Annotated in this window: 21 protein-coding genes; 11 read left to right on the top strand and 10 right to left on the bottom strand. The window is 73.1% G+C overall.

What is annotated here, in order from left to right:
* Window positions 1–116: 116 nt before the first annotated feature.
* Window positions 117–980, bottom strand: coding sequence for a bis(hydroxyethyl) terephthalate hydrolase (gene bdeA / locus ACZ7GX_RS23655; RefSeq protein ID WP_498779560.1), 864 nt, complete (start codon window positions 978–980; stop codon window positions 117–119).
* A gap of 170 nt (window positions 981–1,150) precedes the next feature.
* Here bdeA and ACZ7GX_RS23650 point away from each other — a divergent pair, with 170 nt between their 5' ends.
* From ACZ7GX_RS23650 to ACZ7GX_RS23635, 4 genes are all read left to right on the top strand, one after another.
* Window positions 1,151–3,643, top strand: a complete 2,493-nt coding sequence (locus tag ACZ7GX_RS23650) for a helix-turn-helix transcriptional regulator (RefSeq protein ID WP_498779559.1) — start codon at window positions 1,151–1,153, stop codon at window positions 3,641–3,643.
* A 13-nt stretch (window positions 3,644–3,656) separates the two neighbouring features.
* Entirely contained in the window at window positions 3,657–4,073 is a 417-nt protein-coding gene (locus ACZ7GX_RS23645) for an acyl-CoA thioesterase (RefSeq protein ID WP_498779558.1), read from the top strand.
* Window positions 4,070–5,170 (top strand): zinc-binding dehydrogenase, encoded by a 1,101-nt coding sequence (locus ACZ7GX_RS23640; protein WP_498779556.1) that lies wholly within the window; start codon window positions 4,070–4,072, stop codon window positions 5,168–5,170. Before ACZ7GX_RS23645 ends, ACZ7GX_RS23640 begins: the two co-directional genes overlap by 4 nt.
* A gap of 86 nt (window positions 5,171–5,256) precedes the next feature.
* On the top strand, window positions 5,257–6,042 hold the full coding sequence (locus tag ACZ7GX_RS23635; RefSeq protein WP_498779554.1) for a cyclase family protein: 786 nt from the start codon (window positions 5,257–5,259) through the stop codon (window positions 6,040–6,042).
* 127 nt (window positions 6,043–6,169) lie between these two features.
* On the opposite strand, the gene ACZ7GX_RS23630 is transcribed toward ACZ7GX_RS23635, so the two are convergent.
* The 3 genes from ACZ7GX_RS23630 to ACZ7GX_RS23620 all read right to left on the bottom strand — a co-directional run bounded on the left by ACZ7GX_RS23630 (window position 6,170) and on the right by ACZ7GX_RS23620 (window position 10,192).
* Complete coding sequence (locus ACZ7GX_RS23630) at window positions 6,170–7,621, bottom strand: protein adenylyltransferase SelO (protein ID WP_498779552.1); 1,452 nt, start codon at window positions 7,619–7,621, stop codon at window positions 6,170–6,172.
* A gap of 24 nt (window positions 7,622–7,645) precedes the next feature.
* Window positions 7,646–8,188 (bottom strand): SMI1/KNR4 family protein, encoded by a 543-nt coding sequence (locus ACZ7GX_RS23625; protein ID WP_498779550.1) that lies wholly within the window; start codon window positions 8,186–8,188, stop codon window positions 7,646–7,648.
* Between the two features lie 87 nt (window positions 8,189–8,275).
* Window positions 8,276–10,192, bottom strand: coding sequence for a discoidin domain-containing protein (locus ACZ7GX_RS23620; protein WP_498779548.1), 1,917 nt, complete (start codon window positions 10,190–10,192; stop codon window positions 8,276–8,278).
* 103 nt (window positions 10,193–10,295) lie between these two features.
* Here ACZ7GX_RS23620 and ACZ7GX_RS23615 point away from each other — a divergent pair, with 103 nt between their 5' ends.
* Window positions 10,296–11,285, top strand: coding sequence for a LacI family DNA-binding transcriptional regulator (locus tag ACZ7GX_RS23615; protein ID WP_498779547.1), 990 nt, complete (start codon window positions 10,296–10,298; stop codon window positions 11,283–11,285).
* Between the two features lies 1 nt (window position 11,286).
* Here the strand turns inward: ACZ7GX_RS23615 and ACZ7GX_RS23610 are convergent, their stop codons facing one another.
* Window positions 11,287–12,315 (bottom strand): ankyrin repeat domain-containing protein, encoded by a 1,029-nt coding sequence (locus ACZ7GX_RS23610; RefSeq protein WP_498779545.1) that lies wholly within the window; start codon window positions 12,313–12,315, stop codon window positions 11,287–11,289.
* Between the two features lie 237 nt (window positions 12,316–12,552).
* On the opposite strand from ACZ7GX_RS23610, the gene ACZ7GX_RS23605 reads away from it, so the two are divergent.
* Window positions 12,553–13,143 carry a hypothetical protein gene (locus ACZ7GX_RS23605; protein ID WP_498779544.1) on the top strand — a complete coding sequence of 197 codons (591 nt, stop codon included), beginning with the start codon at window positions 12,553–12,555 and terminating at the stop codon, window positions 13,141–13,143.
* A gap of 27 nt (window positions 13,144–13,170) precedes the next feature.
* On the opposite strand, the gene ACZ7GX_RS23600 is transcribed toward ACZ7GX_RS23605, so the two are convergent.
* Window positions 13,171–13,680 carry a M15 family metallopeptidase gene (locus tag ACZ7GX_RS23600; RefSeq protein ID WP_498779543.1) on the bottom strand — a complete coding sequence of 170 codons (510 nt, stop codon included), beginning with the start codon at window positions 13,678–13,680 and terminating at the stop codon, window positions 13,171–13,173.
* 87 nt (window positions 13,681–13,767) lie between these two features.
* On the opposite strand from ACZ7GX_RS23600, the gene ACZ7GX_RS23595 reads away from it, so the two are divergent.
* Together ACZ7GX_RS23595 and ACZ7GX_RS23590 are read left to right on the top strand one after the other, a co-directional pair.
* Complete coding sequence (locus ACZ7GX_RS23595) at window positions 13,768–14,463, top strand: response regulator transcription factor (protein WP_498779542.1); 696 nt, start codon at window positions 13,768–13,770, stop codon at window positions 14,461–14,463.
* On the top strand, window positions 14,456–15,589 hold the full coding sequence (locus tag ACZ7GX_RS23590) for a sensor histidine kinase (RefSeq protein ID WP_498779540.1): 1,134 nt from the start codon (window positions 14,456–14,458) through the stop codon (window positions 15,587–15,589). The genes ACZ7GX_RS23595 and ACZ7GX_RS23590 overlap by 8 nt, the downstream gene beginning before the upstream one ends.
* Here the strand turns inward: ACZ7GX_RS23590 and vanX are convergent.
* From vanX to ACZ7GX_RS23575, 3 genes are read right to left on the bottom strand one after another with little or no spacing between them, the layout of a single operon-like run.
* On the bottom strand, window positions 15,528–16,190 hold the full coding sequence (gene vanX / locus ACZ7GX_RS23585; RefSeq protein ID WP_498779538.1) for a D-Ala-D-Ala dipeptidase VanX: 663 nt from the start codon (window positions 16,188–16,190) through the stop codon (window positions 15,528–15,530). The two genes, ACZ7GX_RS23590 and vanX, sit on opposite strands and share 62 nt — an antisense overlap.
* A complete protein-coding gene (vanA, locus tag ACZ7GX_RS23580; protein WP_498779536.1) occupies window positions 16,187–17,218 on the bottom strand; it encodes a D-alanine--(R)-lactate ligase in 1,032 nt (343 codons plus the stop codon). The genes vanX and vanA overlap by 4 nt, the downstream gene beginning before the upstream one ends.
* The gene (locus tag ACZ7GX_RS23575; protein WP_498779569.1) at window positions 17,215–18,171 is read right to left on the bottom strand and encodes a D-isomer specific 2-hydroxyacid dehydrogenase family protein; all 957 of its coding nucleotides are present in this window, start codon (window positions 18,169–18,171) and stop codon (window positions 17,215–17,217) included. The genes vanA and ACZ7GX_RS23575 overlap by 4 nt, the downstream gene beginning before the upstream one ends.
* 354 nt (window positions 18,172–18,525) lie before the next feature.
* Here ACZ7GX_RS23575 and ACZ7GX_RS23570 point away from each other — a divergent pair, with 354 nt between their 5' ends.
* Together ACZ7GX_RS23570 and ppk2 are read left to right on the top strand one after the other, a co-directional pair.
* Window positions 18,526–19,668: a trypsin-like serine peptidase gene (locus ACZ7GX_RS23570; RefSeq protein WP_498779534.1), complete on the top strand. Its 1,143-nt coding sequence runs from the start codon at window positions 18,526–18,528 to the stop codon at window positions 19,666–19,668.
* A gap of 120 nt (window positions 19,669–19,788) precedes the next feature.
* The gene (gene ppk2 / locus ACZ7GX_RS23565; protein WP_498779568.1) at window positions 19,789–20,724 is read left to right on the top strand and encodes a polyphosphate kinase 2; all 936 of its coding nucleotides are present in this window, start codon (window positions 19,789–19,791) and stop codon (window positions 20,722–20,724) included.
* Between the two features lie 218 nt (window positions 20,725–20,942).
* On the opposite strand, the gene ACZ7GX_RS23560 is transcribed toward ppk2, so the two are convergent.
* Window positions 20,943–22,244: a serine/threonine-protein kinase gene (locus tag ACZ7GX_RS23560; RefSeq protein WP_498779532.1), complete on the bottom strand. Its 1,302-nt coding sequence runs from the start codon at window positions 22,242–22,244 to the stop codon at window positions 20,943–20,945.
* A 331-nt stretch (window positions 22,245–22,575) separates the two neighbouring features.
* Between ACZ7GX_RS23560 and ACZ7GX_RS23555 the strand changes: the two genes are divergently transcribed.
* Window positions 22,576–23,547, top strand: a complete 972-nt coding sequence (locus ACZ7GX_RS23555) for a hypothetical protein (protein WP_498779531.1) — start codon at window positions 22,576–22,578, stop codon at window positions 23,545–23,547.
* Window positions 23,548–23,554: the final 7 nt, after the last annotated feature.

The raw sequence follows: 23,554 nt of genomic DNA, 5'->3' as shown, positions 1-23,554 counted from the left end.
CCCCCCCCCCCCCCCCCCCCCCCCCCCCCCCCCCCCCCCCCCCCCCCCCCCCCCCCCCCCCCCCCCCCCCCCCCCCCCCCCCCCCCCCCCCCACGCCCGGGTCTGCGATCGGTGGGTCAGACCGAGTGCGGACAGGTGTCCCGGTAGTCCGAGATCAGCGAGCTGTTGGCCGGGGACGGGCACAGGAACTGCTCGTAGCGGGTGTCGTTGTCGATGAACCGCTTGAGCCACGCGATGCTGTACTTCGCGATCGTCGTGTTCGAGGTGTTGGGCGCGAAGTGGCTGGCGCCGTTCAGCTCCAGGTACGCCTTGTCCAGGGTGGACGGCAGCGAGGTGTAGAACGGGATCGAGTGCGACGACACCGGCGCGACCGAGTCGTTCTCGGCGCCGACGACGAGGGTCGGCACCCGGTTGCTGCCCCAGGTCTTGTCGGTGTGCCACCCGGTCAGCGGGATCGCCGCCTGCAGGGACGGGCGCTGCTCGGCGGCCCGCATGGTGCCGCCACCACCCATCGAGTGGCCCATCAGGCCCAGCCGGGACGCGTCGATCCGGGTGCGCACCGTGCTGCGCTGGGTCAGGTAGTCCAGCGCGGACAGCAGCTGGCTCGCCCGGCTGTCGGGCTGGTCGTAGATGGTGTTGGTGTCGATGGTGAACACCACGAAGCCCTGCGACGCGATGCGCGGGCCCAGCCAGTCGATGCTGGACTGCGTGCCGGTGAAGCCGGGCGAGATGGCGATCGCGCCGAAGGTGCCCTCGGCGGTGCTGGTCGGGTAGTAGATCGTGCCACCGCCGAAGCCGGTGACCGACAAGGAGGACACCGTGGTGGAGGCGGTGGCGAACGGGCCGCGGGACGCCTCGATGCTGGAGTTGGTCGGCGCGGGACCGCGCCGGTACTCCTCCTCGGCGTGCGCCGGCGTCACGCCGACCAGCGACAGGGCCAGCGCGGGGATCAGCGCGGGGATCAGTTTGCGGAGTTGCACGTCGGTGTACACCTCGCTTGGCAGGGAACTACGGACAGCGATGACCTTGCGCCACTACGTGAGCGCTCCGCATCGGTGCAACCACCGGTCCCGGGGCGAAAACTAACACTGGTAGATAATTTCTGCCGCAACTCTTCCGCCGGACGTCGCCCTCCCGCCAGACTGGCCACATGCTGCGCGGACGTGACCGGCAGCGCGTCGCCGTCGACGCGTTGCTCGCCCGCGCCCGGGCCGGTCACGGCGGGGCGCTGGTCCTGCGTGGCGGCCCGGGCGCCGGCAAGACGGCGATGCTGGCCGCCGTTCGGGAGTCCGCCGCCACGACCGACCGCCAGGTGCTGCTCTGCGTGGACGACGCCCACCTCCTGGAGGACACCGACTGGCTCGTGGAGCTGGCCGCCGAGGCCGCCGACGAGCCGGTGGCCGTGCTGATCGCCACGGAGGGCGAGCCGCTCGGGCTGCCGTGGGTCCGGCTGGACCCGCTCGACCACGCCGACAGCCTGCGCGTGCTGCGCGACCTGCGGCCCGGCCTCGCGCCGGGGCTCGCCGACGACGTCGCCGACCTGGCCAGGGGCAACCCGCTCGCGCTCACCGAACTGGCCCGCGCGCTGACCTCCGAGCAGCTCGGCGGCACGGCGCCCGCGCCAGACGAGCTGCCCGAGGACAGCTCGCTGCGGGCCCGGTTCAGCGCCCGCTTCCACGCCCTCTCGCCGCAGGCCAAGCACGCGGTGGCGTTGACCGTGGTGGACGACGAGGTCGACGCCGACGCGCTGGCCCGGATGCCCGACCTCGACCTGGCCGCGGTCGAGGAGGCCGACGCCCTGCTCGACGGCGGCCCGCTGGTCCGCTCCACGCTGCGCACCGCGATCCCGCTGGCCCTGCGCTACGCCGCGCACGCCGCGCTGGCCGAGAACCTGCCGCCCGGACCGCGCCGCACCTGGCACGAGGCCGCCCGCGTGCCCGGCGTGCGCGACGCGTTCGCCGAACGCCTGGAAGCCTCCGCGAGCCGCGCCCGCCGCTGCGGCGACTACCCGGCCGCCGCCCGCGACCACGACCGCGCCGCCGCGCTCGCCGCCGACCCGGACGCCAGGGCGCGCCACCTGATCGCCGCCGCCACCGACCACTGGGCCTCCGGCGCGCCCCGCCGGGCCCGCGTCGCGCTGCGCACCGCGGCACGGCTGACCGACAGCGGCGAGCTGCGGGCGCGCACCGAGCTGCTGCGCGGCGGCATCGACCTGGGCAACGGCCTGCCGGACGTCGCGGTGCGCCGGCTGCTGCACGCGGCGGGCGAGCTCGTGGGCACGCACCGCACGCTGGCCATCACCGCGCTGGGCTTCGCGGGCGAGGCGGCCAGCATCGCGGGCGACCACGCCCGGTACGCCGAGACCGCCGCGTTCGCCGCGAGCCTGCGCCGGCCCGACGAGCCCGACGAGACCCGGATCACCCTGGACCACCTCGCGGGCATGGCCGCCACGTTCGCCGGCCGGCACGAGGAGGCCCTGCCCGTGCTGCGCTCGGTGATCGAGCTCGCCGAACGGGTGCCGCACCCGCAGGCCAAGATCTGGGGCGGCCAGGCGGCCTACACCCTCGGCGACGCGTCCAGGGCGCACGAGCTGGCGACCAGTGCGGTCACCGCGGCGCACGAGCACGGCCTGACCGCGCTGGTGCCGTGGGCGCTGGTCTACCGCGCGTTGTCGGCGTTGCTGCTGGACCAGCACTCGGTGGCGTTGTCCGCCGCGTTCGAGGGCGTGCACGCGGCCACCGCCATCGGCCAGCACAACGCCGTGGTCGACCACCTCACGATCCTCGCGCTGGTCGCCGCCCTGCGCGGTGACACCGACACCGCGATGCACCGCATCGACGCCGCCGCCGAGCAGATCGCCGAACGCGGGCTCGGCCGCTCCGGCACGTTCGGCGCGTGGGCGTTCGCCTGCGTGGACCTCGTGCTCGACCGGCCGGCCGACGCGCTGGACCGGCTGCGGCTGATGGCCGCCGGCTCGGGCGGCGTGCACACCGGCATCAAGGTGATGGCCGCGCCGCACGTGGTGGAGGCCGCCGTCGGCTGCGGCCGGCCCGCCACCGCGGACCGCGCGCTGCGCCGGTACGAGAAGTGGGCGGGCACCACGGGCAGCGCGGCCCGGCTCGCGCTGTCGCACCGCTGCCGCGGCCTGCTCGCCGACGGCCTGCGCGCCGAGGACCACTTCCGCGAGGCGATCCGGCTGCACCGGGCCAGCGGCACCGCCATGGAACTGGCCAAGACCGAGCTGTTCTACGGCCACCGGCTGCGGCGCGACCGCAAGCCGCGCGCCGCGCGGGACCTGTTGCGCGACGCGGTGAAGATCTTCCAGGGCTACGACGCCGACCGCTGGGTCGCCCGGGCCCGCGCGGAGCTGCGCGCGGCGGGTGAGGCGGTCGGCCCGACCCAGGCCGACCGGACCGCCGACCGCGCCGCCAACCGGGCCGCGGGCCGCTCCGACGTCGACCCGACCGCGGGCCTGACCCCGCAGCAGGCGCAGATCGCCCGCCTGGTCGCCGAGGGCGCGACCAACCGCGAGGTCGCCGCGCGGCTGTTCCTGAGCCACCGCACCGTCGAGCACCACCTGCGCAACATCTTCGCCAGGCTCGAGGTGCGGTCCCGGGTCGAGCTGACCCGGATGCTCGACTGACTCAGGAGGATTGGTGCGCGAGCAGTACCGGCACTGGCAGCGGATACCGACCAGGTGGCACGACAACGACGTGTACGGGCACGTGAACAACGTCGTGCACTACGCCTTCATGGACACCGTGATCAACACGTGGCTGATCGCGGAGGGCGGGTTGGACATCCACCGCGGGCAGGCGATCGGGTTGTGCGTGGAGTCCCACTGCAACTACCGCGCGTCCATCGCGTTCCCGGAGGCCGTGGACGCGGGCCTGCGGATCGGGCACCTCGGGCGCTCCAGTGTCCGCTACGAGGTCGGCTTCTACCCGGAGGGACGGGACGACGTGGTCGCCGAAGGGCACTTCGTGCACGTGTTCACCGATCGCGGGACCCGCAAGCCGGTGGCGATCCCGGACGGCCTGCGCGCCGCGATGGAAGGGCTGGTGGTCGCGTGAAGACCAGGGGCGCGGTGCTGACCGGGGTCGGCGGACCGCTCGAGGTGCTCGACCTGGACCTCGACCCGCCGGGCCAGGGGGAGCTGCTGGTCAAGGTGGGCGCCACCGGGCTGTGCCACTCGGACCTGTCGGTGATCGACGGTTCCCGGGTGCGGCCGCTGCCGATGCTGCTGGGCCACGAGGCCGCGGGCGAGGTGGTCGAGACCGGGCCCGGCGCGTCCGACTTCGCCGTCGGCGACCGGGTGGTGCTGTCGTTCGTGCCGGCCTGCGGTTCGTGCCGCCGGTGCGTGTCCGGGCGGCAGGCGCTGTGCGAGCCGGGCGCGGCGGCCAACCGCGCGGGCACGCTGCTCGGCGGCGGACGGCGGCTGCGGCTGCCCGACGGCACGCGCCCGCACCACCACCTCGGCGTGTCCGGGTTCGCCGACTACGCCGTGGTGTCGGAGAAGTCCGCCACGCTCGTGCCCGCCGACCTGCCGTTCGAGATCGCCGCCCTGTTCGGCTGCGCGGTGCTCACCGGCGCGGGCGCGGCGTTCTACAGCGCGGCCGTCACGCCGGGGGACCGGGTCGCGGTGTTCGGTCTCGGCGGCGTCGGGCTCGCCGCGCTGCTCGCCGCACGGGCGGCCGGCGCGTCGCAGATCATCGCGGTGGACGTGGTGGCGCACAAGCGCGAGCTGGCGCGCGGCCTCGGCGCGACCCACGACGTGGCCGGCGGTCCCGACGCGGTGGAGGAGGTGCGCTCGCTGACCGGCGGCGGCGCGGACAAGGTCATCGACACCACCGGCGTCGCGGCCGTGCTGGAGCAGGCGTACCTGGCGACCGGCGCGGGCGGCACCACGGTGACCGTCGGCCTGCCGCACCCCGACCGCACGATCACGCTGCCCGCGCTGAGCCTGGTCGCCGAGGAGCGGACGCTGAAGGGCAGCTACCTCGGCTCGTGCGTGCCGCGGCGCGACGTGCCCCGGTTCGTCGACCTCTACCGGGCCGGGCAGCTGCCCGTGCAGGAACTGCTGTCGGGACGCCTCGCACTGGACGACATCAACACCGGGTTCACCCGTTTGGCCTCCGGAGAAGCCGTCCGCCAGGTCATCCTCTGGTGATCACCCAGCCGGTACGGTTGCCCGGATCGGGTGACGGCTAGGCGGAGGAGTGGTCGGCGGTGCGGAGACGCTCGATGCTCGCGGGTGTGGCGACAGCGGTGGGCGGCATGTTCGCGGGCGGTGGTGCGGCGGGCGCTTCGGGTCGTTCGGGCAGGCTCGGCCTGGCCGACTACCGGTTGGTGAACCTGGCGCACGTCAACGACCCGGACCGGACCAACGTCTACCCCGGCGACCCGGCGTTCACCCTCACCACCGTGACCACCGTGCCGGAGCACGGGTACTACCTCCAGTACGTGCAGCAGGGCGAGCACACCGGCACGCACTGGGGCGCGCCGTCGCACTTCAACGACGACCAGCCGCACGCCGACGAGCTCGACGCGGAGGACCTGTTCCTGCCCGCGGTCAAGATCGACGTGCGGGAGCGGGCCGCGCGCGACGCCGACCACGAGGTGAGCGTCGCCGACCTGCAGCGGTGGGAGAAGCAGCACGGCCGCATCCCGAACGAGGCCGCGGTCGTGCTGTGGACCGGGTGGGAGGAGCGCTGGGGCACCCCGGCGTTCTTCAACTTCGACGCCGACGGGCGGATGCACCAGCCGGGGTTCTCGCTGGAGGCCGTGCGGTGGCTGGTCGACACCGGTCGCCTCGGCCGGCGCGGCGCGCTGGGCACGGACACGTTCAGCCCCGAGTCCGCGCTCGACGCCGAGTACCGGGTCTCCAAGCTGCTCTACCGCGAGCACCGGATCAGCCTGGAGGTCCTGGCGAACCTGGCCGAGCTGCCCGAGCAGGGCGCGCACGTCCTGGTCGGCGGCACGGTCAACCGCCGCGGTTCCGGCTCGCCCGCCAGCGTCTACGCCTTCGTGCCCAAGCGCTGACCCCTGGACGGCTGATCGCCGGGCGTCAGCCGCAGCCGGCCGGCGAGCAGCGCGGCCTGGACCCGGTTGTCCAGCCGCAGCTTCGCGGCGGCGAGCGCATCGCCGCCGCCGTCCGCGACGTGGTCGCTCAGGTGCCGCAGAACGTCTGGTAGGCGGCGGCGAAGTGCTCCGGCGCCGGTTCGGCGTAGCGCTCCAGGCCGGGGCGCTCGTCGAACGGGGACGTCACCGCGTCGAGCAGCCGACCCAGCGGGACCGGGTCGCCCTCCGTCGCGGCGGCGAGCGCCTCCTCCACCAGGTGGTTGCGGGGGACGTAGACCGGGTTGACCCGGCGCATGGCCGCGGCGTCGGGTCCGAGGGCGCGCCAGCGGGCCAGCCAGGCGTCGATCCCGGCCAGGTCGAGGAACAGCTCGCGCGCGGGCGCGGTGGCGCCGTCGGCCGCCGCGCCCAGGCGCCGGTGGAACGAGGTGTGGTCGACGTGGTTGTCGCGCAGCAGGGTGAGCAGGTCGTCCACCAGAGGCGCGGGCGGGGTGTCGGCGAGGCCGAGCTTCGCCGCCATGCCGGCCGACCAGGCGTCGTCGTACCGCCCGCGGAACGTGCCGAGCACCTCGACCGCCGACGCGACCGCCCGCTCCTCGTCCTCGGCGAACAGCGGCAGCAGCGCCTCGGCGAGCCGGGCGAGGTTCCACTCCGCCACGCGCGGCTGGTTGCCGTAGGCGTACCGCCCGGCGTGGTCGATCGAGCTGTAGACGGTGGCCGGGTCGAACGCGTCCATGAACGCGCAGGGCCCGTAGTCGATGGTCTCGCCGGAGATCGTCATGTTGTCGGTGTTCATGACGCCGTGGATGAAACCGACGAGCATCCACCGCGCCACCAGCGACGCCTGCGCCGAGACCACCGCCTCGAACAGGGCGAGGTAGCGGTTGCCTGCGTCCGCGGCCCCGGGGTGGTGGCGGGCGATCGCGTGGTCGGCCAGCCGGCGCAGCAGGTCGACGTCCCCGGTGGCGCGGGCGTACTGGAAGCTGCCGACGCGCAGGTGGCTGCTCGCCACGCGGGCGAGCACGGCGCCCGGCAGCACGGTCTCGCGGCGCACCGCCCGCCCGGTCGCCACCACGGCCAGCGAACGGGTCGTCGGGATCCCGAGGGCGTGCATGGCCTCGCTCACGACGTGCTCGCGCAGCATCGGGCCCACCACGGCCAGGCCGTCGCCGCCACGGGCGAACGGCGTGCGCCCGGAGCCCTTGAGGTGCAGGTCGCGCGTGCCGCCGTCGGCGTGGGCCACTTCGCCGAGGAGCAGGGCGCGACCGTCGCCGAGCCGTGGCGCGTAGTGGCCGAACTGGTGCCCGGCGTAGGCCTGCGCCACCGGGGTGACGCCGTCGGGGACGTGCTCGCCGACGAGCAGCCGCAGGCCTTCCGGGCTCCGCAGCCAGTCGGTGTCCAGGCCCAGATCGGTGGCCAGCCGCTCGTTGAGCACGAGCAGGGTCGGCGAGGGAGCGTGCTCGGCCTGCCACGCGAGGGCCAGCTCCGGGAGCGTTCGGGCGAAGTGGTCGCTCAGGGTGACGGTTGCCGGTGCGGTGCTCACCCGGTCCACGGTACGGCGTCCGCGTCACGGGTCCTGGTCGAAGGGCTCGAACACCGGGTCCTTCGCGGCGAGGTCCCAGCCGAGGACGTTGCGCTCGCTGCGGCTGGTCGCGAGCTCGAGCATCACCGCCGTCATCGACCGCTTCGTCCTCGTCCAGTGGTTGCCCCTGCTCAGGTGCACGACGTGCCAGTGGTCGGGGTCGGAGGTCCACGGCAGCCAGAACAGCGCCCCGCCCGCGACGTCGTCGGCGAACGGGATCACCCCGCGTGGCTCCGGGAACGGCGCGTAGGAGTCGTCGTACTCCCGCAACTCCTCCACCACGGTCAGCATCCGGTCGAGGTCGTCCTCGAACCCCGCCAGGGACCGCTGGTCCTGGACCGGGTTGTGGAGCCTGACGACGTCCCGGAACAACCCGGACGGGAACCGGGCCATGAACTCCTTGTAGTCGGCGGGGAAGCGGAAGCCCTCCCGGCTCTCGACCGCGGCCCAGTCGAACTCGGCGGACACCCGGTCCCACCACTCGAGCGCCGCCGCGGTGCGGCTCACCGCGTCGTCCGGACCTGTCATCGCGCATCCCCCCTGGATGATCACCCGGACGCTAACACCAGCGGCCCGGTCGGGGTCCGCGATCGCGTGACCCCGACCGGGCGGGCCTCAGCGGTACAGGCGGAGGTCGGCGACGCTCCACCAGTTGCCGGCCGACGCGGTGGTGCTGACGCGCAGGTACCGGGCCCGCGTGCGCGGCACGTCGACCGCGGTCAACTGGCCGACGCCCGCGCCGGACGCCAGGGTCCGCCAACCGACGCCGTCGTCGCTGACCGACAGTTTCCAGCCGCGGGCGTAGTCGCCGAGGTTGCCACCGCTGTCGATGGCCACCCGCCGGAACTTCGCCTCGCGGCCGAGGTCGACCTGGAGGTACTGGCCCGGCTCCTGCGCCTGGCCGCTGCTCCACCGGGTCGACGCGTCGCCGTCCACCGCCGCGGCCGGGTCCTGCCCGTGCGGCGCGGTGGTGGCGGTGGCGCCGGCCAGGGAGACCGGGTCGAGCCCGTGGTCGAAACCCTTGGCACGCGGCCAGGTGAACGTGGCCAGCGCGCCGCCGGGCAGGGTGTGCTCGAACATCCGCTCGCCGAACTCGACCGCGAACGTGCGCGGTTCGTCGTTCTGGTTGTGCACGACCAACGCCGTGGAGCCGTCCGGGTTGCGGAACGCGACGTCCATGATCTGGCCGTTCCAGCCCGTCGTGCCGAACGACGTGCTGGCGACGCGCTTCGCGCCCGGCTTCACGAACTTCGCCAAGTGGCCGATCGTGTAGTACTCGGCGTCGGTGGACACGGTCCCGTCCGGGTGGACCGTGACCAGGCCGGTGCACGTGCCGCAGCCGCCGTTGTGCGGCCCGCCCGCGCTGTCCAGCGCGATGTTCCAGTTCACCGCCGACTTCGCCCGGTTGCGGGTGGTGCCGATGACGACGTTGCGCGCGTGCCACTTGAGCGTGTCGCGGAAGACCTGCGCGGGCGGGTCCCCCGGGCCGTGCGAGCCGGAGCACTCGGTGAACCAGATGCCCTTGTCCGGGAACGCGTCGTGCAACGCGGTCTGCGCCGCCGGGTCGCCCGAGTAGCAGTGGTACGCGGTGCCCGCGACCCACCGCGCGGCCGGGCTCGCCAGGATCCGGTGCGGGTAGTCGGTTTCCGGGTCCTCGCCCGGCGGCGTGGCGGCGACGTCGTTCGGGTGGGTGCTCCAGTTGTGGTCGTAGGCGAGGATCTTCGTGCGCGGGCTCGCCTTGCGCAGCAGCGGTCCCAGCGCCTCGATCACCTTGATCTGCTGCGCCACCGGCATGTCCGTGCCCGGGTAGGCGTCGGGCGTCCGGTTCTGCGGCTCGTTCTGCAACGACAGGAAGTCCACCGGCACACCGGAGGCGGCGTACGCCTGCACGAACTTCACCAGGTAGCGCGCGTAGGCGTCGTAGATGGCGGGGTCGTCCTTCAACCGACCGCCGACCAGCGAGTCCGTGGTCTTCATCCACGCCGGCGGGCTCCAGGGCGTGCCCATGACCTTCAACGCCGGGTTGAGCTGCTTCGCCCGGCGCAGCAGCGGCAGGATCTCGGCCTGGTCGTGGGCGATGCTGAAGTGGCGCAGCTCGAAGTCGGTCCGGCCGGGCGGGACGTCGTCGTAGGTGTAGTGCTCGGCCTCGGCGGTGAAGTCCGACGAGCCGATCGGCTGGCGCAGGAAGCTCACGCCGATGCCGCGCACCGGGTCGAACAGCTTGCGCATCGTCTCCTCGCGCGCCGCCGGCGTGAGCCGGTGCAGCACGTCGGCCGAGGAGTCGGTGATCGACGCGCCGAAGCCGTCGACCTCCTGGTAGGTCACGTCGGGGTCGACCACGATGGTCTGGTGCGGCGACGCGCCGGTCCGGAACGCCACGGACGGGCGTTCGGCGAGCAGCTCGCTCCGATCCACCGTCGTGACCCACACCCGGGCCGAGGTCGGGTCGCGGTCGGCCGCCTGCACGGCGCCGGTCAGGCCGACCGAGAGCGCCGCGGCGGCGGTCAGGGCGATCGTCCGGGATCTCTTCATCACTCTCCTTCGAGCAATGTAACAAGCTCGGAAAATGTGTTTCGTGATGGAACACTTGACGTGTGGGACAAGTCAAGGTGCAAGTCGCCGTTAAGATGCCGAGGTGACCAGGCGTGCGCGGGTGCGCGACATCGCCGCGGAGGCGGGCGTCTCGATCGCCACCGTCTCCCGGGTGCTCAACGACCACGTCAACGTGGCGCCGCGCACGCGCGAACTCGTGCTCCGGGCGATGGCGCGCAGCCGCGCGGACGCGCCCGGGAGCCCCCGGACGGTGCACGTCCGGTGCCCCTACGTGCTGACCGACTACTTCGGCCTGATCGTCTCCTCGATCGCCGAGACGCTGCGGCTGCACGGCGTCCGGATGGTCCTCGACGCGGGCGTGTCCTCCCAGCAGGACGACGTGCTGACCACGCTGCCCGACGACGCGGACGTGGACGCCGCGATCCTGATCCTGCCGCCGGAGGACGGCGACCGGCTCGTCGCGCTGGCGCGGCGCGGCTTCCCGTTCGTCGTGGTCGACCCGCGCACCGCGCCGCCGCCGGACATCGCCTCGGTGTCCGCGGCCCACCTCGCCGGCGCCCGCGCGCTCACCGCGCACCTGGTCGACCTGGGCCACCGCGACATCGGCGTCATCGCCGGACCCCTGGACTGGCTGGCGGGCGACGCGCGCACGGCGGGCCACCACGCCGCGCTGGCCCAGGCGGGCGTGCTGCCCGCCCGGCACCGCGTCCACCACGTGGAGCCCACCGCGGCCGAGGGGCTGCGCGCCGCGGCCGACCTGCTGGACGAGCCGCGCCGGCCGACCGCGATCGTCTGCTTCAACGACAAGCTCGCGGTCGGCGCGCTCCAGGCCGCGCACGACCGCGGGCTCCGGGTGCCCGAGGACCTCTCGGTCGCGGGGTTCGACGACATCGACCTCAGCCGCGCGACCCGTCCCGCGCTGACCACGGTCCGCCAGCCGTTGCAGGAGATGGGCCGCATCGCGGTCACGCAGCTCATGCGCGTGCTCGACGGGCACCGGCCCGAAGCCCTGCACCTGGAGCTGTCCACGACGTTGGTCGTGCGTGACTCCACCGGTCCTGTGCCCGCCTGAGTTACAGCCTTTGTTTCATTTGTTCCACGAGCAGGGCGGCGACTTCGGCGTGCCCCGGGCTGTCGCCGTCCGAGAGCCGGCACCACTCCAGCGGTGTGCGGAGGTGCTTGGGGTCGCGCAGCGCCGGGTCCGCGCCGTGGTCGAGCATCCGCCGGACACCGGCGGGCTTGCCGTTGGCCGCCGCGACGTGCAGCGGCATCCGCTGCCAGACGGCGTCGGCCTCGTCGACGGGGGTGCCGGCGGCGACGAGCCGGTCGATCACGTCCAGCCGTTGGTGGTCGGCGGCGAACACCAGGGACCGCAATCGGCATTGCGGGCTCAGCCGTTCCGGCGGCCAGGCGGTCAGGTCTCCCGCCGCGGCGGCCATCTCCGGGCCGTCGACCCGGGCGCCGGCGGCGACCAGGAGGTCGAGGACGTCGGTCATCCCGAACACCGCCGCGTGCTCGACCGCCGTGCCGCCGGGCACGCCGCCGGAGTCCGGCGCGGCCACCGCGTCGAGGTCCGCGCCCGCCTCGATCAGCACCCTCGCGACGTCGACGTCACCACAGCTGGCGGCGGTGATCAGGGGCGTCTCCTGGTCGCCGGGATGACCGTCGACCGGCGCGCCCGCCTCGATCAGCGCCCTGGCCGCCACGTCCGAGCCGGGCAGGTCGCGCGGCAGGCCGAGGCGGCGGTGGTCGAGCCGCAGCATGGCCAGGTAGCCGAGCACGTCGGCGCCCTTGCGGTGGTCGGACCAGCCTTCCATCCTCGTGGTGGCCGTTTCGGGGTGCCGGGCCAGCAGGTCCGCCAGCCGGGACGCGTCGCGCCGGTTGAGCACCTCGCGGCGCTCGACCTCCAGCTTGAGCCTGGCCCAGCTCGGGAACCCGTGCTCCCGGGCGATCGCGAGCTGCGCCGAGGCGAGGACGACCCGGTCGGACACCGCCCCGATCCGGGCGAGCGCGTCGACGCCACCCCGTCGGGCGTCGCGCAGCAGGTCCCGGGCCTGGTGCCGCAACTGGTCGAGGTTCGGCCGCGCGGGGAGGTCGGGCATGACGTCTCCTTCGTCACCCGTGGTCCGCGTCCGGGTCGAAAGAGATCGTCACGAGAGGCGACTCGCTTCGGTGGTGGAGGTGGACTCAGTCCTGCCCGCTGACCCGGCGGCGCCCTCCGACGCCGGGCCGAGCATACCGGCCTGCCACGTCGTGCCGCCCGGGAACGCGACGGGCCCGACACGTCGAGGCCGCCGTAAACGGGAGCGGCGGGGGCGTGCGGGATGCGAGGATTGGGCGTGGCTTTCGGCATGGGCGTGGACCGGGCAGTCCCGTTCGGCTACCAGTGCTGGTGGCTCGCCGTCACCGCGCCGGACGCGGCGACCGCGGCCGACGTGCTCGGTCTGATCCGGCGCAAGCGGGTGACGTGGGCGCACGGCGTCGACCTCGCCTACGACGGCGCGGTGTTCGTCGCTCCGCCGATCGGTCCCTGGGTGCTGGTGCCGGGCCGCGGCCTGCCCGACGCGTCCAGCCCGGGTTTCCTGGACTGGATCGCCGGGTTGAGCGATCGGCTCGGGCACGTGCAGTTCTTCCAGACCCACCGCGCCACGGGCACGTGCGCCTGGGTGCTGGCCTCGGGCGGGGAGGTGCGCCGGGCCTACCACTTCGACGGCGGCGGCGTGCCGCTGTTCGAGGGCGAGGTGACGGTGGACGAGACCGCGCTCGGCATCGGCACCCGGCCCGAGTCGCCGGACGACGACACCTGGTGGAAGAGGATCCCGGGCGAGCACGACGTCATGGCGCTGGCCCACCGGTGGAGCGTCGACCCGACCAGGATCGAGGGCGTGGCGACCGACGACCGCGGCATCACGGGCCGGCTGCGCCACTGACGGCCGTCCCGCGCGGGCTCGGATCGGTCACCGCCGCATCCGGGGATCGTGCGACGGGTCGGCGTACAGCGGAGGGCAGCCGTGGACGACGGCTTCGGGGCGCAGTTCGAAGTGCCACGGTTCGTTGCGGTAGATCCGGCACAGCCCGTACCGGGCGCCGTGCTCGGCGAGCCACGCCCTGGCCGCGGCCGGGCCGATGTCGACCGCGTTCCCCGACACGTGGGCGGACGTCTCGGGAGTGGCCACCCAGCGGGCGGCCGCCATTTCCGAGCCGTGCTTCGCGACCGCCTCGTCGAATAGCCGCTCCTGGTATTCCGGGGAACGCCAACCGCCATTCACCGAGAACTCGATCCCGTCGGCCGCGGCGTCGGTCGCGGCGCGGCGCAGCGCGGCGAGCAGGTCGGGATCGAGGTTGGCCACGGCCGGAACGTCCTGGTCGAAGACCGGCACGGGGTCGGGGACGGCGCCGTGGGCGCGCAGGTCGGCGGGTGACGCGGGCAATCGGGTCGCGGTGCGTGCTGATTCGAGGTGGCGCATGCCCCCAATCAAGGCGACGCGGTGTTGCGGGCGCGTTCGAGCTTTTCGATATGCCCGCGATATGCACCCGACCGTAGCATCGCAAGCATGCGTGTCTTGGTCGTCGAGGACGAGCCCTACCTGGCCGAGGCGATCCGCGACGGGCTGCGCCTGGAAGCGATCGCCGCCGACATCGCCGGTGACGGCGACACCGCGCTGGAGCTGTTGGGCGTCAACTCCTACGACATCGCCGTGCTCGACCGCGACATCCCCGGGCCCTCCGGTGACGAGGTCGCCGAGAGCATCGTCGCGTCCGGCAGCGGCATGCCGATCCTGATGCTCACCGCCGCCGACCGGCTCGACGACAAGGCCTCCGGGTTCGAGCTCGGCGCGGACGACTACCTCACCAAGCCGTTCGAGCTCAAGGAGCTCGTGCTCAGGCTCCGGGCGCTCGACCGCCGGCGCGCGCACAGCAGGCCGCCCGTGCGCGAGATCGCGGGGCTGCGGCTGGACCCGTTCCGCCGCGAGGTCTACCGGGACGGCCGGTACGTCGCGCTGACCAGGAAGCAGTTCGCCGTGCTCGAAGTCCTCGTGGCCGCCGAGGGCGGTGTCGTCAGCGCCGAGGCGCTGCTGGAACGGGCGTGGGACGAGAACGCCGACCCCTTCACCAACGCCGTGCGCATCACGGTCTCGGCACTGCGCAAGCGCCTCGGCGAACCGTGGGTCATCGCGACCGTGCCCGGCGTCGGCTACCGCATCGACCCGGCGTCCGGCGCCGGTCGCGGGGGACGCGACCGTGGATAGGCAGCCGGGGTTGAGCGTCCGCCTCAAGCTCACCCTCAGCTACGCCGGGTTCCTCATGCTCGCGGGTGGCTCGCTGCTCGCGGTCGTGTGGGTGTTCCTGCTGCGCTACGTGCCCGAGGTCATCGTCCACCCCGAGCCTCCGGGGAGTTGGCGGCCGGGCCCGGTGGTGCCCGACCGCGCCGCCCTGGAGGCGGCCTTCGTGCCGAAGGCGGGCCTGGCGATGGCGGTCCTGCTGGTGTTCGGCCTCTTGGGCGGGTGGCTGCTGGCCGGCAGCATGCTCGCGCCCCTGACCCGCATCACCCACGCCACCCGCCTGGCCGCGGCGGGATCGCTCTCCCACCGGATCGCGCTGGAAGGCCGCCAGGACGAGTTCCGCGAACTCGCCGACGCCTTCGACACCATGCTCGCGCGGCTCGAAGCGCACGACGGCGAACAGCGGCGGTTCGCCGCCAACGCGTCCCACGAGCTGCGCACCCCGCTGGCGATCACCCAGACGCTCCTCGACGTCGCCCGCGACGACCCGGACCGCGACGCCGGCGAACTCGTCGAACGCCTGCGCTTCGTCAACAGCCGGGCCATCGACCTCACCGAGGCGCTGCTCCTGCTCAGCCGCGCCAACCAGCGGACCTTCAACCGGGAGCACGTCGACCTGTCGCTCATCGCGGAGGAGGCCGCCGAAACGCTCCTCCCGCTCGCGGAGCGGCGCGGCCTCACCATCGAGACCTCCGGCGACCTGACCCCCACCACCGGCTCGCACGCGCTGCTGCTGCAGCTGACGACGAACCTGGTGCACAACGCGATCGTCCACAACCTGCCCGACCAGGGCACCGTGTGGGTCACGACCGCCGTCGAGGCCAAGAAGGCGGTGCTCACGGTCGAGAACACCGGTGAGCAGCTCACGCCGCAGCTGATCAGGACCTTCACCGAACCGTTCCAGCGCGGCACCCGACGCGCGCGCAGCGACCACGCCGGTGTCGGGCTCGGCCTCGCGATCGTCGAGAGCATCGCCCAGGCCCACGACGGCGTCCTCACCCTGACCCCGCGGGTCGGCGGTGGCCTCCGCATCAGCGTGCGGCTACCCGTCGTGCCGCCCCGCACCGGCAGTCGAGCGGCGTCGAGCCGGTGATGGGGAAGTCGAAGTAGCTGTCCGGGTACGGCTCGTCGACGAGGGTGTAGTGCCACCACTCGTAGTCGTAGGCGCGGAAACCGCAGTCCTCCATGATCGAACGGAGGTGCCGGCGGTTCGTCGCCTCGACCTGCGTGATCCCCGGTGCGCCGTGGTGCGAGACCGGGTCCATGAAGTCGTGGTCGCCGCCCATGGGCGCCAGTTCGCCGGTGGCCGAGTCGTAGAGCGTCAGGTCGACCGTGCCGCCCCGGCTGTGGCCCGACCTGGCGGCCACGTACCCCTTCTCGACCATCTCGGCGCGATCGAGGCGGGGGTAGTGCCGCGGCTTCGTCCGGCCGTCCTCGGGCTGCCGTGACCAGCGCAGGAAGCAGTCCACCGCGCGTTGCGGGCGGTAGCCGTCCCAGACGAGCAGGCCGAAGCCGAGGGTCGTGGCCTTCTCCTGCGCGCGTTCCAGGGCCGCGCACAACGCCCTCGTGCCGACGATCCGGTTCGCCAGGTAGCCGTCCACCGGTTTGCCGGTGAAGTTGTCCCAGGTGGCGTACTTGGCGTCCCAGCGGATGCCGGGCGCGAACTCGTCCAGGAAGACGAAGTCGTCGTTCATCGGGCTTTCCCGGCCAGCGCCGACGACACGACCCGGTCGATCACGTCGCCGAGCGACATCCCGGCGGCCGCCATCATCCTCGGGTACCGGCTGTAGGAGGTCAGGCCGGGCAGGGTGTTGACCTCGTTGAGGACCACGGTGCCGTCCTCCTTCAAGAACATGTCCACGCGTGAGAGCCCTCGGCAGCCGAGCGCGCGGTAGACGGCCTTGGCGGTCTCCTGGACGAGCGCGCGCGACTCGGCCGGGATGTCGGCCGGGACGATCGTGGTCGAGTTCTCGGATCCGCTTTCCGGGTCCCTCTCCTGGTGGATCCGGAAGAAGCCGTGCGACAGCGCGATCCGGTCCGGCTCGCCGGCGATCAGCTCGGCGTCGTCGCCGAGGATGGCGCAGCCGACCTCGCTGCCGACGACCGCCTCTTCGATCAGCACCTTCGAGTCGTACCGCCTCGCGGTCTCCACCGCGCTCGCCAGGTCTTCTCCCCGGGTCACCTTGACGACCCCGAACGACGATCCCGAACGGGCGGGCTTCACGAAGACGGGATAGGTCAGCCGGTCCGGGTCGACGTGCCCGCCCGCCGGGACGGTCCGGAAGTCCGGCGTCGCGACCCCCGCGCCGCGCGCGACGAGGTAGGTCAGGGACTTGTCCATGCACAGGGCCGAGCTCTGGACGTCGCATCCGGCGTAGGGGATGCCGGAGAGCTCCAGCAGGCCCTGCACCGCGCCGTCCTCGCCGAGCCTGCCGTGCAGGACGGGCAGCACCACGTCCAGGCCGATCGTCTTGTACTGCCCGTCGTCCAGCACGAGCAACCCGCGCACGCCGCTGTCCGGTGACAGCACGACCGGGCGGCACTCGCCGTCCTCCCAGTCCGCGTCGGGCCCGTCGCAGAGCTGCCAGGAGCCGCTCTTCGTGATCCCGACGTAGTACGGCTCGTACTTCCCGGGGTCGAGGTGCTTCGCCACCTCCCGCGCGGACTTGACGGAGACGTCGTGCTCCTCGGAGCGGCCGCCGAACAGGATTCCGATCTTCATATCCAGTGCTGCTTTCTGCGGTCGAAGTCGCGACAGCCGGCGAGGGAGTTCGCCACCGTGTCGCTCAAGGCGTGGTCGGTGTAGTAGGCGGTGTGCGGGCTGATCAGCACGTTCGGGAGTTGTTGCAGCCGCGACAGCGGGGTGCCGGCGAGGGGCCGGTCGCGGCAGTCGGCGTAGAAGATCCCTTCCTCTCCTTCGAGGACGTCCAGCGCGGCGCCGCCCAACCGGCCGCTCGCCAACGCCGGCACGAGGGCCTCGGTGTCGATGAGCCCACCTCGCCCGGTGTTGACGACGAACGCGCCGTGCTTCATCTGCCCGATGCGCCGGCGGTCCAACAGGTGGTGCGTGTCGGCGGTGAGCGGGGTGTGGAGCGTGACGATGTCGCTCTGCTGGAGCAGTTCGTCGAGGGGCACGTAGTCGGCGGAGGTCCGGGGCCGGATGTCGTAAGCCAGCTTCTGGCAGCCGAAGCCCCACAGCCGATCGATGACGGCGGCGCCGATGCGGCCGGTGCCGACCACCCCGACGGTCAGGTCGCGCAGTTCCTTCCCGCGCACGTCGGGCAACCGGTAGTCGTGGGCGTCGGCACGCCTGATGAGGGACTTCGCGTTCCGCAGCACCATCAGCATCAGCATCACCGTGTAGTCGGCGACGCTGTCGGGCGAGTAGGCGACGTTCCCGACGGTGATGCCGACGCGTTCGGCGTAGTCGACGTCGAGGTGGTCGTACCCGATGCTCCTGGTGGAGACGTACTCCACGCCGGCCCGGCTGAGCGCGAGCAGCGTGGGATTCGTGATCCGGGTCTTGTGCCCGACGCTGACGCAGCGGTTCCCGGAAGCCAGTGCGACGGTGGCAGTGGAAACCGGGTCGGGGGTGATGGTCGGCACGACGCCGAAGCGGGGCGCCAGCTCCCGGAACAGGGCGGCCTCGTCCGGCTCGCAGCCGTACACCGTGATCCCCGTCGTCGGACCGGCCGACGAGGACCAGGACACCGGCGATCGGGTGTGACGGGCCGCCGTCCGTGCCGGTTCGCTGTCGGTCATGCCGTCAGTCAAGACGGCGCGGCGTTGCCGGCACGTATGCGGTTCTCGATATGCCGACGATATGTTACCCGTCGGTAGGCGCGGCTCGTAGAGTCCACAGAGGACGGTCAACATCCGCCCCCGCGATGGATCGGCCGACCCCCGATTGCTCCGCACTGTCCTAAGTGGACATTGCGCTTTACCCGACCTTCGGAGGGCTGACACCCCACGTTCCGAGGAGCAGCATCGAGGTGTCACCCATCCCTGCTCCAGATGTGAGGTGAACCAGTGCGGAGAACCCTGCAACTCCTCGCTGCCGCCCTCCTCGTGATCCCGCTGACAAGCGGGATCGCGACCGCGGCGCCGGCGCCTGACCTCGTCGAACAGACCCAGAAGGTCGGTGAGGACGAGCTCGTCTCGACCGTCCTCGGCGGCCGGAACCAGACCACGACCCTCGAACGACCCGGCTCGTGGTACCTCAAGACCCACTTCACCGGCCTGCGCCTGGTCGCGGGCGACGTGCTCACGGTGTCCGACCCGGCGGGCGCCGAGTCCTACCGCTACACCGCCGACGTCGCGGCGTCGGGCACCGCCACCGTGGACGGCACCGGCTTCTGGGCCATGTCGGTCACCGGCGACCGGGCCGTGATCAGCCTGCGCGGCCGGGACGGCGGACCGGCGCACCCGGCCAGCCGGGTGCGGCTCGACAAGATCACCCGCGGGTACACCGACGCCGAGCTGGCCGCGGCGGCGGACCTGGCGCCCAAGAGCATCTGCGGCACGAACGACTACCGCGACGCCGTCTGCTACCAGACGAGCAACCCCACCGAGTTCGGCCGGACCAAGGCGGTGGCGAAGCTCCTGCGCAACGGCGGCTCGCTGTGCACGGCGTGGCGGGTCGGCGCGAACAACCGGATGCTGACCAACAACCACTGCTTCACCAGTGGCACCGGGATCGAGGTGTGGTTCAACTACCAGTGCCCGACCTGCGGCGGCACGGCCAGCGCGACCGTCACGAAGGTGCTGGTGTCGTCGGTGCTCAAGACCAGCGCGGCGTTGGACTACACGCTGTTCAGCGTCACGAACTTCGCGTCGCTGGCGTCGTTCGGCTACCTGGAGCTGGACGCGCGGGTGCCGGCGGTCGGCGAGGAGATGTACATCGTCGGCCACCCGGCGGGCAAGCTCAAGAAGCTCTCCCTGCGTGACGACCAGAACGGCGGCGGCTACTGCGCCGTGTCCGCCGTCCGGGTGAACGGCAGCTCGTCGCAGTCCGACATCGCCTACCGGTGCGACACCGAGGGCGGCTCGTCGGGCTCCCCGGTGCTGTCCCGGAGCACGCACAAGGTGATCGGCCTGCACCACTACGGCGGCTGCCCGAACCAGGGCGTCCGGATCGACCTGGTCGCCGCTCAGATCGCCACGCTGCTGTAACGCCCACGCGGGTCGCGCTCCTGCGGCGCGACCCGCGTGACCGGCAGGTTTCGGCGAACCGCCGCCGGGTACGCCGAACCGGTGGACAGCGTGCTCGACCTCGGCGACCTCTTCCCCGGCCTGCGCGTGGACGACCTCGTGGTGGACTACGAGGACGGCGACGACCCCGTGCTGCGGCACCCCGACGGCACGGAGATCGACACCTGGCGGGAGAACTACCCGTACCCGACGCGGCTGACGCGCGAGGAGTACGAGCTGTCCAAGCGCCTGCTCCAGATCGAGCTGCTCAAGCTGCAGTACTGGATCAAGGACACGGGCGCGCGGATGGTCGTCGTGTTCGAGGGACGTGACGCGGCGGGCAAGGGCGGCACCATCAAGCGGTTCACCGAGCACCTCAACCCGCGCGGGGCGCGGGTGGTGGCGTTGAGCAAGCCGACGGAGCGCGAGCAGGGCGAGTGGTACTTCCAGCGGTACGTCGCCCACCTGCCGACCGCGGGGGAGATCGTGCTGTTCGACCGGTCCTGGTACAACCGCGCCGGCGTCGAGCGGGTGATGGGCTACTGCACCGACGAGCAGTACGAGCGCTTCATGCGGCAGGCGCCGACGTTCGAGCGGATGCTGGTGGACGACGGGATCGCGCTGGTCAAGCTGTGGTTCTCGGTGTCACGGGCGGAGCAGCGGACGCGGTTCTTGATCCGGCAGGTCGACCCGGTCCGGCAGTGGAAGCTCAGCCCGAACGACATCAGGTCGCTCGACCGGTGGGACGCCTACACCGCGGCGAAGGTGGCCATGTTCCGGGCCACCGACACCCACGCCGCGCCGTGGACCGTGGTGAAGAGCAACGACAAGAAGCGGGCCCGGCTCGAGGCCATGCGCAGCGTGCTGGCGCGCGTCGACTACACCGACAAGGACCCCGAGGTGGTCGGCGAGCCGGACCCGCGGGTGGTCGGCCCGGCGGCCACGCTGCTGGAGGAGGGTGAGGACGAGACCACGCTCAGCCCGACCCCTCTCGCGCACGCCGAAGAGGGCGACCACGGGCCGGGCGTGCACCCCTGAGCCGGGACGTCCTCACGTCACCGGGACGCCCTCGGCGAAGACGCCGCGCGTGGCCGGCAGCCGCAGGGTCCGGCGCGGGTCGGCGCCGACCGACTCGGCCCCTGGCTCAGGTGGTCGGCAACGCCCAGCGCCGCGCCGGCCGCTCGGCCGGACCCGGCGAGTTCTCAGGAGTTGACACGGTCCGCACGCAAGCGATGACCCAGAGTCGCGACCACTGCTCATTCCTCGCCGGGCACGCCGTCAGCTCCCGTCTCGGTCGGCTGGACCGACGGTTCCGGTTCGGGGTCCGGGCTCGGGGACGTGGTGGTCGGCGGGGCCGAGGTCGGCGGGGCGGTGGTGGTGACGACGGGCTCCGCGGTGTCGTCGGTCGGCCCGGCCGCGGGTTGCGCCGGGTTCCCGGCCGGCGGGTTGGCGGCCGGGGCCGTCGTCGGCGGGGGAGTGGTCGACGGCGCGGCGCCCGTGGCCTGCGGTGTGACGATGAACCGGGGCTCGGCCTGGTCCCGCGGCACGTCCGACGAGCCCGCCGTCGCGGGCGCCGCCTGCCGCGTCGTGGGCCCGGGCGGCGGGTCGTCCGCCGGTCGGTCGCCCGGGAGCGCGGCCATCGTGATCGTGAACGCGCCGACCAGCGCGCCCGCCGAGGCGACGAGCACCCGCCACGAGGGGCGCGTCACCGCGCGCGGGAGTTCTTCGGTGTCCGCCTCGGCCCCGACGTCGGGCGGTAGGACGACCGCGCCCGCCAGGACCCGCGCGCAGTCGTGCGCGGTGGGCCGGTCGTCCGGTGCGGCGGTGGTCATCCGCGCCACCAGGTCGCGGACGTCGGCGGGCAGGTCTTCGGGGATCACCGGAGGTCGGTGCAGCCGGGCGACCGCGGCCTCCACCTCACCGCCCTCGTACTCGCGCCGACCCGTCAGGCACTCCAGGAGCACCAGCCCCAGGGCGTAGACGTCGGCCGGGTGGTCGATCTCCTGGCCGAGCACCTGCTCGGGCGCGAGGTACGCGGCGGTGCCGACGAGCTGGTCGGTCCGGGTCAGCCGGGTGGCGCCGGTCAGGTGGGCCAGGCCGAAGTCCGCCAGGTAGGCGTCGTCCTCGTGGTCGAGCAGGATGTTCGCCGGCTTCACGTCGCGGTGCACGAGGCCGTGCGCGTGCACGTGCGCCAACGCGTCGGCCAGCCGGGCGCCCAGCCGGCGCACCTCGTCCAGCGGCAGCGGCCCGAGGAGCAGGCGGTCGTGCAGGGTCCGGCCCTCGACCAACCGCAGCACGACGAACGGCGTCGGCGCCGTGGTGTCGGCGTCGTAGACCGACACCAGCGCGGGGTGCGTGAGCCCGGCCAGGAGGTGGACCTCGTTGTCGAACCGCCGGGCGGCCTCCGGGTCGAAACCGGGCTGCACCAGCTTCACCGCGACGTGCCGCCGCAGCACGGTGTCCCAGGCCCGGTGCACTTCGGCCATGCCGCCGATCCCGATCGGCTCGATCAGCCGGTAGCGGTCGGCCAGCACGTTCTCGCCTGCCGAGGGTGACACCTCGTACCTCCGGTCGCGTGAGCGGGACAGTTCCGAATGCCCTGATCACGCCGGCGGCAAACAGGTGAGCGTGCCTCGGGTCGGCGCCGCGGGCTTCACGCGGCCGGGCGCGGCGGCGCGGATCGGCCGGAGGTCCGCGTCGAGTCCGAACTCGTGACCGGCGTGGCGGGGGATGTCGCCGCGGTGCTCGAAACCGGTGTCGCCCAACGGGATCCGGTGGCGGCGAACGTCCGAGCCGCGGCCTCCGGTCGGCTGATCGCGGGTGGCTCGAACCGCAGGCGGTGGGGTGAAACCGTGTCGTGCGAGGGTGATCGTCGCCTACCCTTCCGCCATGGCGAGAGCGCTTGGCGTCGTCCTGTTATCGGCACTGCTCGTCGGGTGCGGCGCCACCGTGACCGGGACCGCCGTGCCGGTGCCGGACCCGACGTTCCCCGAACCTCCCCCGCGCACCGCCGAGGTGCTGCTCGGCGACCTGGCGTCGGTCGACCCGTGCGGGCAGGTGGAGCCGGCGGACCTGGCCGCGTTCGGCGAGGCTTCGGTGGCGCCGGTCGAGTCCTTCGACCACTGCCTGCTCAAGGTGTCCACGGGCGGCGCGGTGCTCGACGTGCTGGCGGGCGGCCTCGACCGGGTGCTGCACGAGGCCGTGTTCGACGGGCCCTTGGTGCCGTACAAGGAACTGCGGATCGTGGAGATCCGGGGCGGCGACGTGCAGTGCCAGCGCGGCCTGGTGTTCGCGGACCTGGTGGCGCTGAACGTGACCGTCGAGAACCACTCGGACGAGGACGTGGCCGCGACCCGGCTGTGCGAGGTCGCCGACGTCGTGGTGCGCGCCGTCGCGGACCGCGTGCTCGCGGGCGACGTGGAGCACCGGCGGTTCGCGGCGAAGTCCCTCGGGCCGGTGCACGCGTGCCGCGGGCTGTCGGACGCGACGGTCGGGCGGCTGCCCGGGCTGGCGGGTTCGCGGGCCTGGGCCTACCCGGCGGGCCACCAGTGCCGGTGGAGCGCGGACGGCACGACGACACCGCCCAGGGTGCGGGTCACGTACTCGGTGGGCGTGCCGACCGAACCGAACGGCGGGAACAGCAAGATCGAGGACATCGCCGGACGACCCACCGTGATGTCGGGGTTGACCACGTCCTCGCTCGTGCTGTGCGGCGCGGAGACGACCCACATCCCGTTCGGGGACGGGTTGAGCGAACTCGCGCTCGTCACCGTGGCCCTGCCGACCGGCGCCGCGGTCGAGGACGCCTGTGCCGCGGTGCGGGTCGTCGCGGCGGAGGTCTGGGCCGGGCTGCCGGCTTGACGACCGG

It is taken from the genome of Actinosynnema sp. NPDC037264 (assembly GCF_055603705.1).
This window is presented reverse-complemented; position numbering and strand designations above follow the sequence as displayed.

Excerpts from the sequence above, each read along its gene's own strand:
- ACZ7GX_RS23595 (WP_498779542.1), top strand. The coding sequence starts at position 13,768 with ATGCGTGTCTTGGTCGTCGAGGACGAGCCCTACCTGGCCGAGGCGATC.
- ACZ7GX_RS23555 (WP_498779531.1), top strand. The coding sequence starts at position 22,576 with ATGGCGAGAGCGCTTGGCGTCGTCCTGTTATCGGCACTGCTCGTCGGG.
- ACZ7GX_RS23600 (WP_498779543.1), bottom strand. The coding sequence starts at position 13,680 with ATGCGCCACCTCGAATCAGCACGCACCGCGACCCGATTGCCCGCGTCA.
- ACZ7GX_RS23650 (WP_498779559.1), top strand. The coding sequence starts at position 1,151 with ATGCTGCGCGGACGTGACCGGCAGCGCGTCGCCGTCGACGCGTTGCTC.
- ACZ7GX_RS23625 (WP_498779550.1), bottom strand. The coding sequence starts at position 8,188 with ATGACAGGTCCGGACGACGCGGTGAGCCGCACCGCGGCGGCGCTCGAG.
- ACZ7GX_RS23610 (WP_498779545.1), bottom strand. The coding sequence starts at position 12,315 with ATGCCCGACCTCCCCGCGCGGCCGAACCTCGACCAGTTGCGGCACCAG.
- vanX (WP_498779538.1), bottom strand. The coding sequence starts at position 16,190 with ATGAACGACGACTTCGTCTTCCTGGACGAGTTCGCGCCCGGCATCCGC.
- ACZ7GX_RS23620 (WP_498779548.1), bottom strand. The coding sequence starts at position 10,192 with ATGAAGAGATCCCGGACGATCGCCCTGACCGCCGCCGCGGCGCTCTCG.
- vanA (WP_498779536.1), bottom strand. The coding sequence starts at position 17,218 with ATGAAGATCGGAATCCTGTTCGGCGGCCGCTCCGAGGAGCACGACGTC.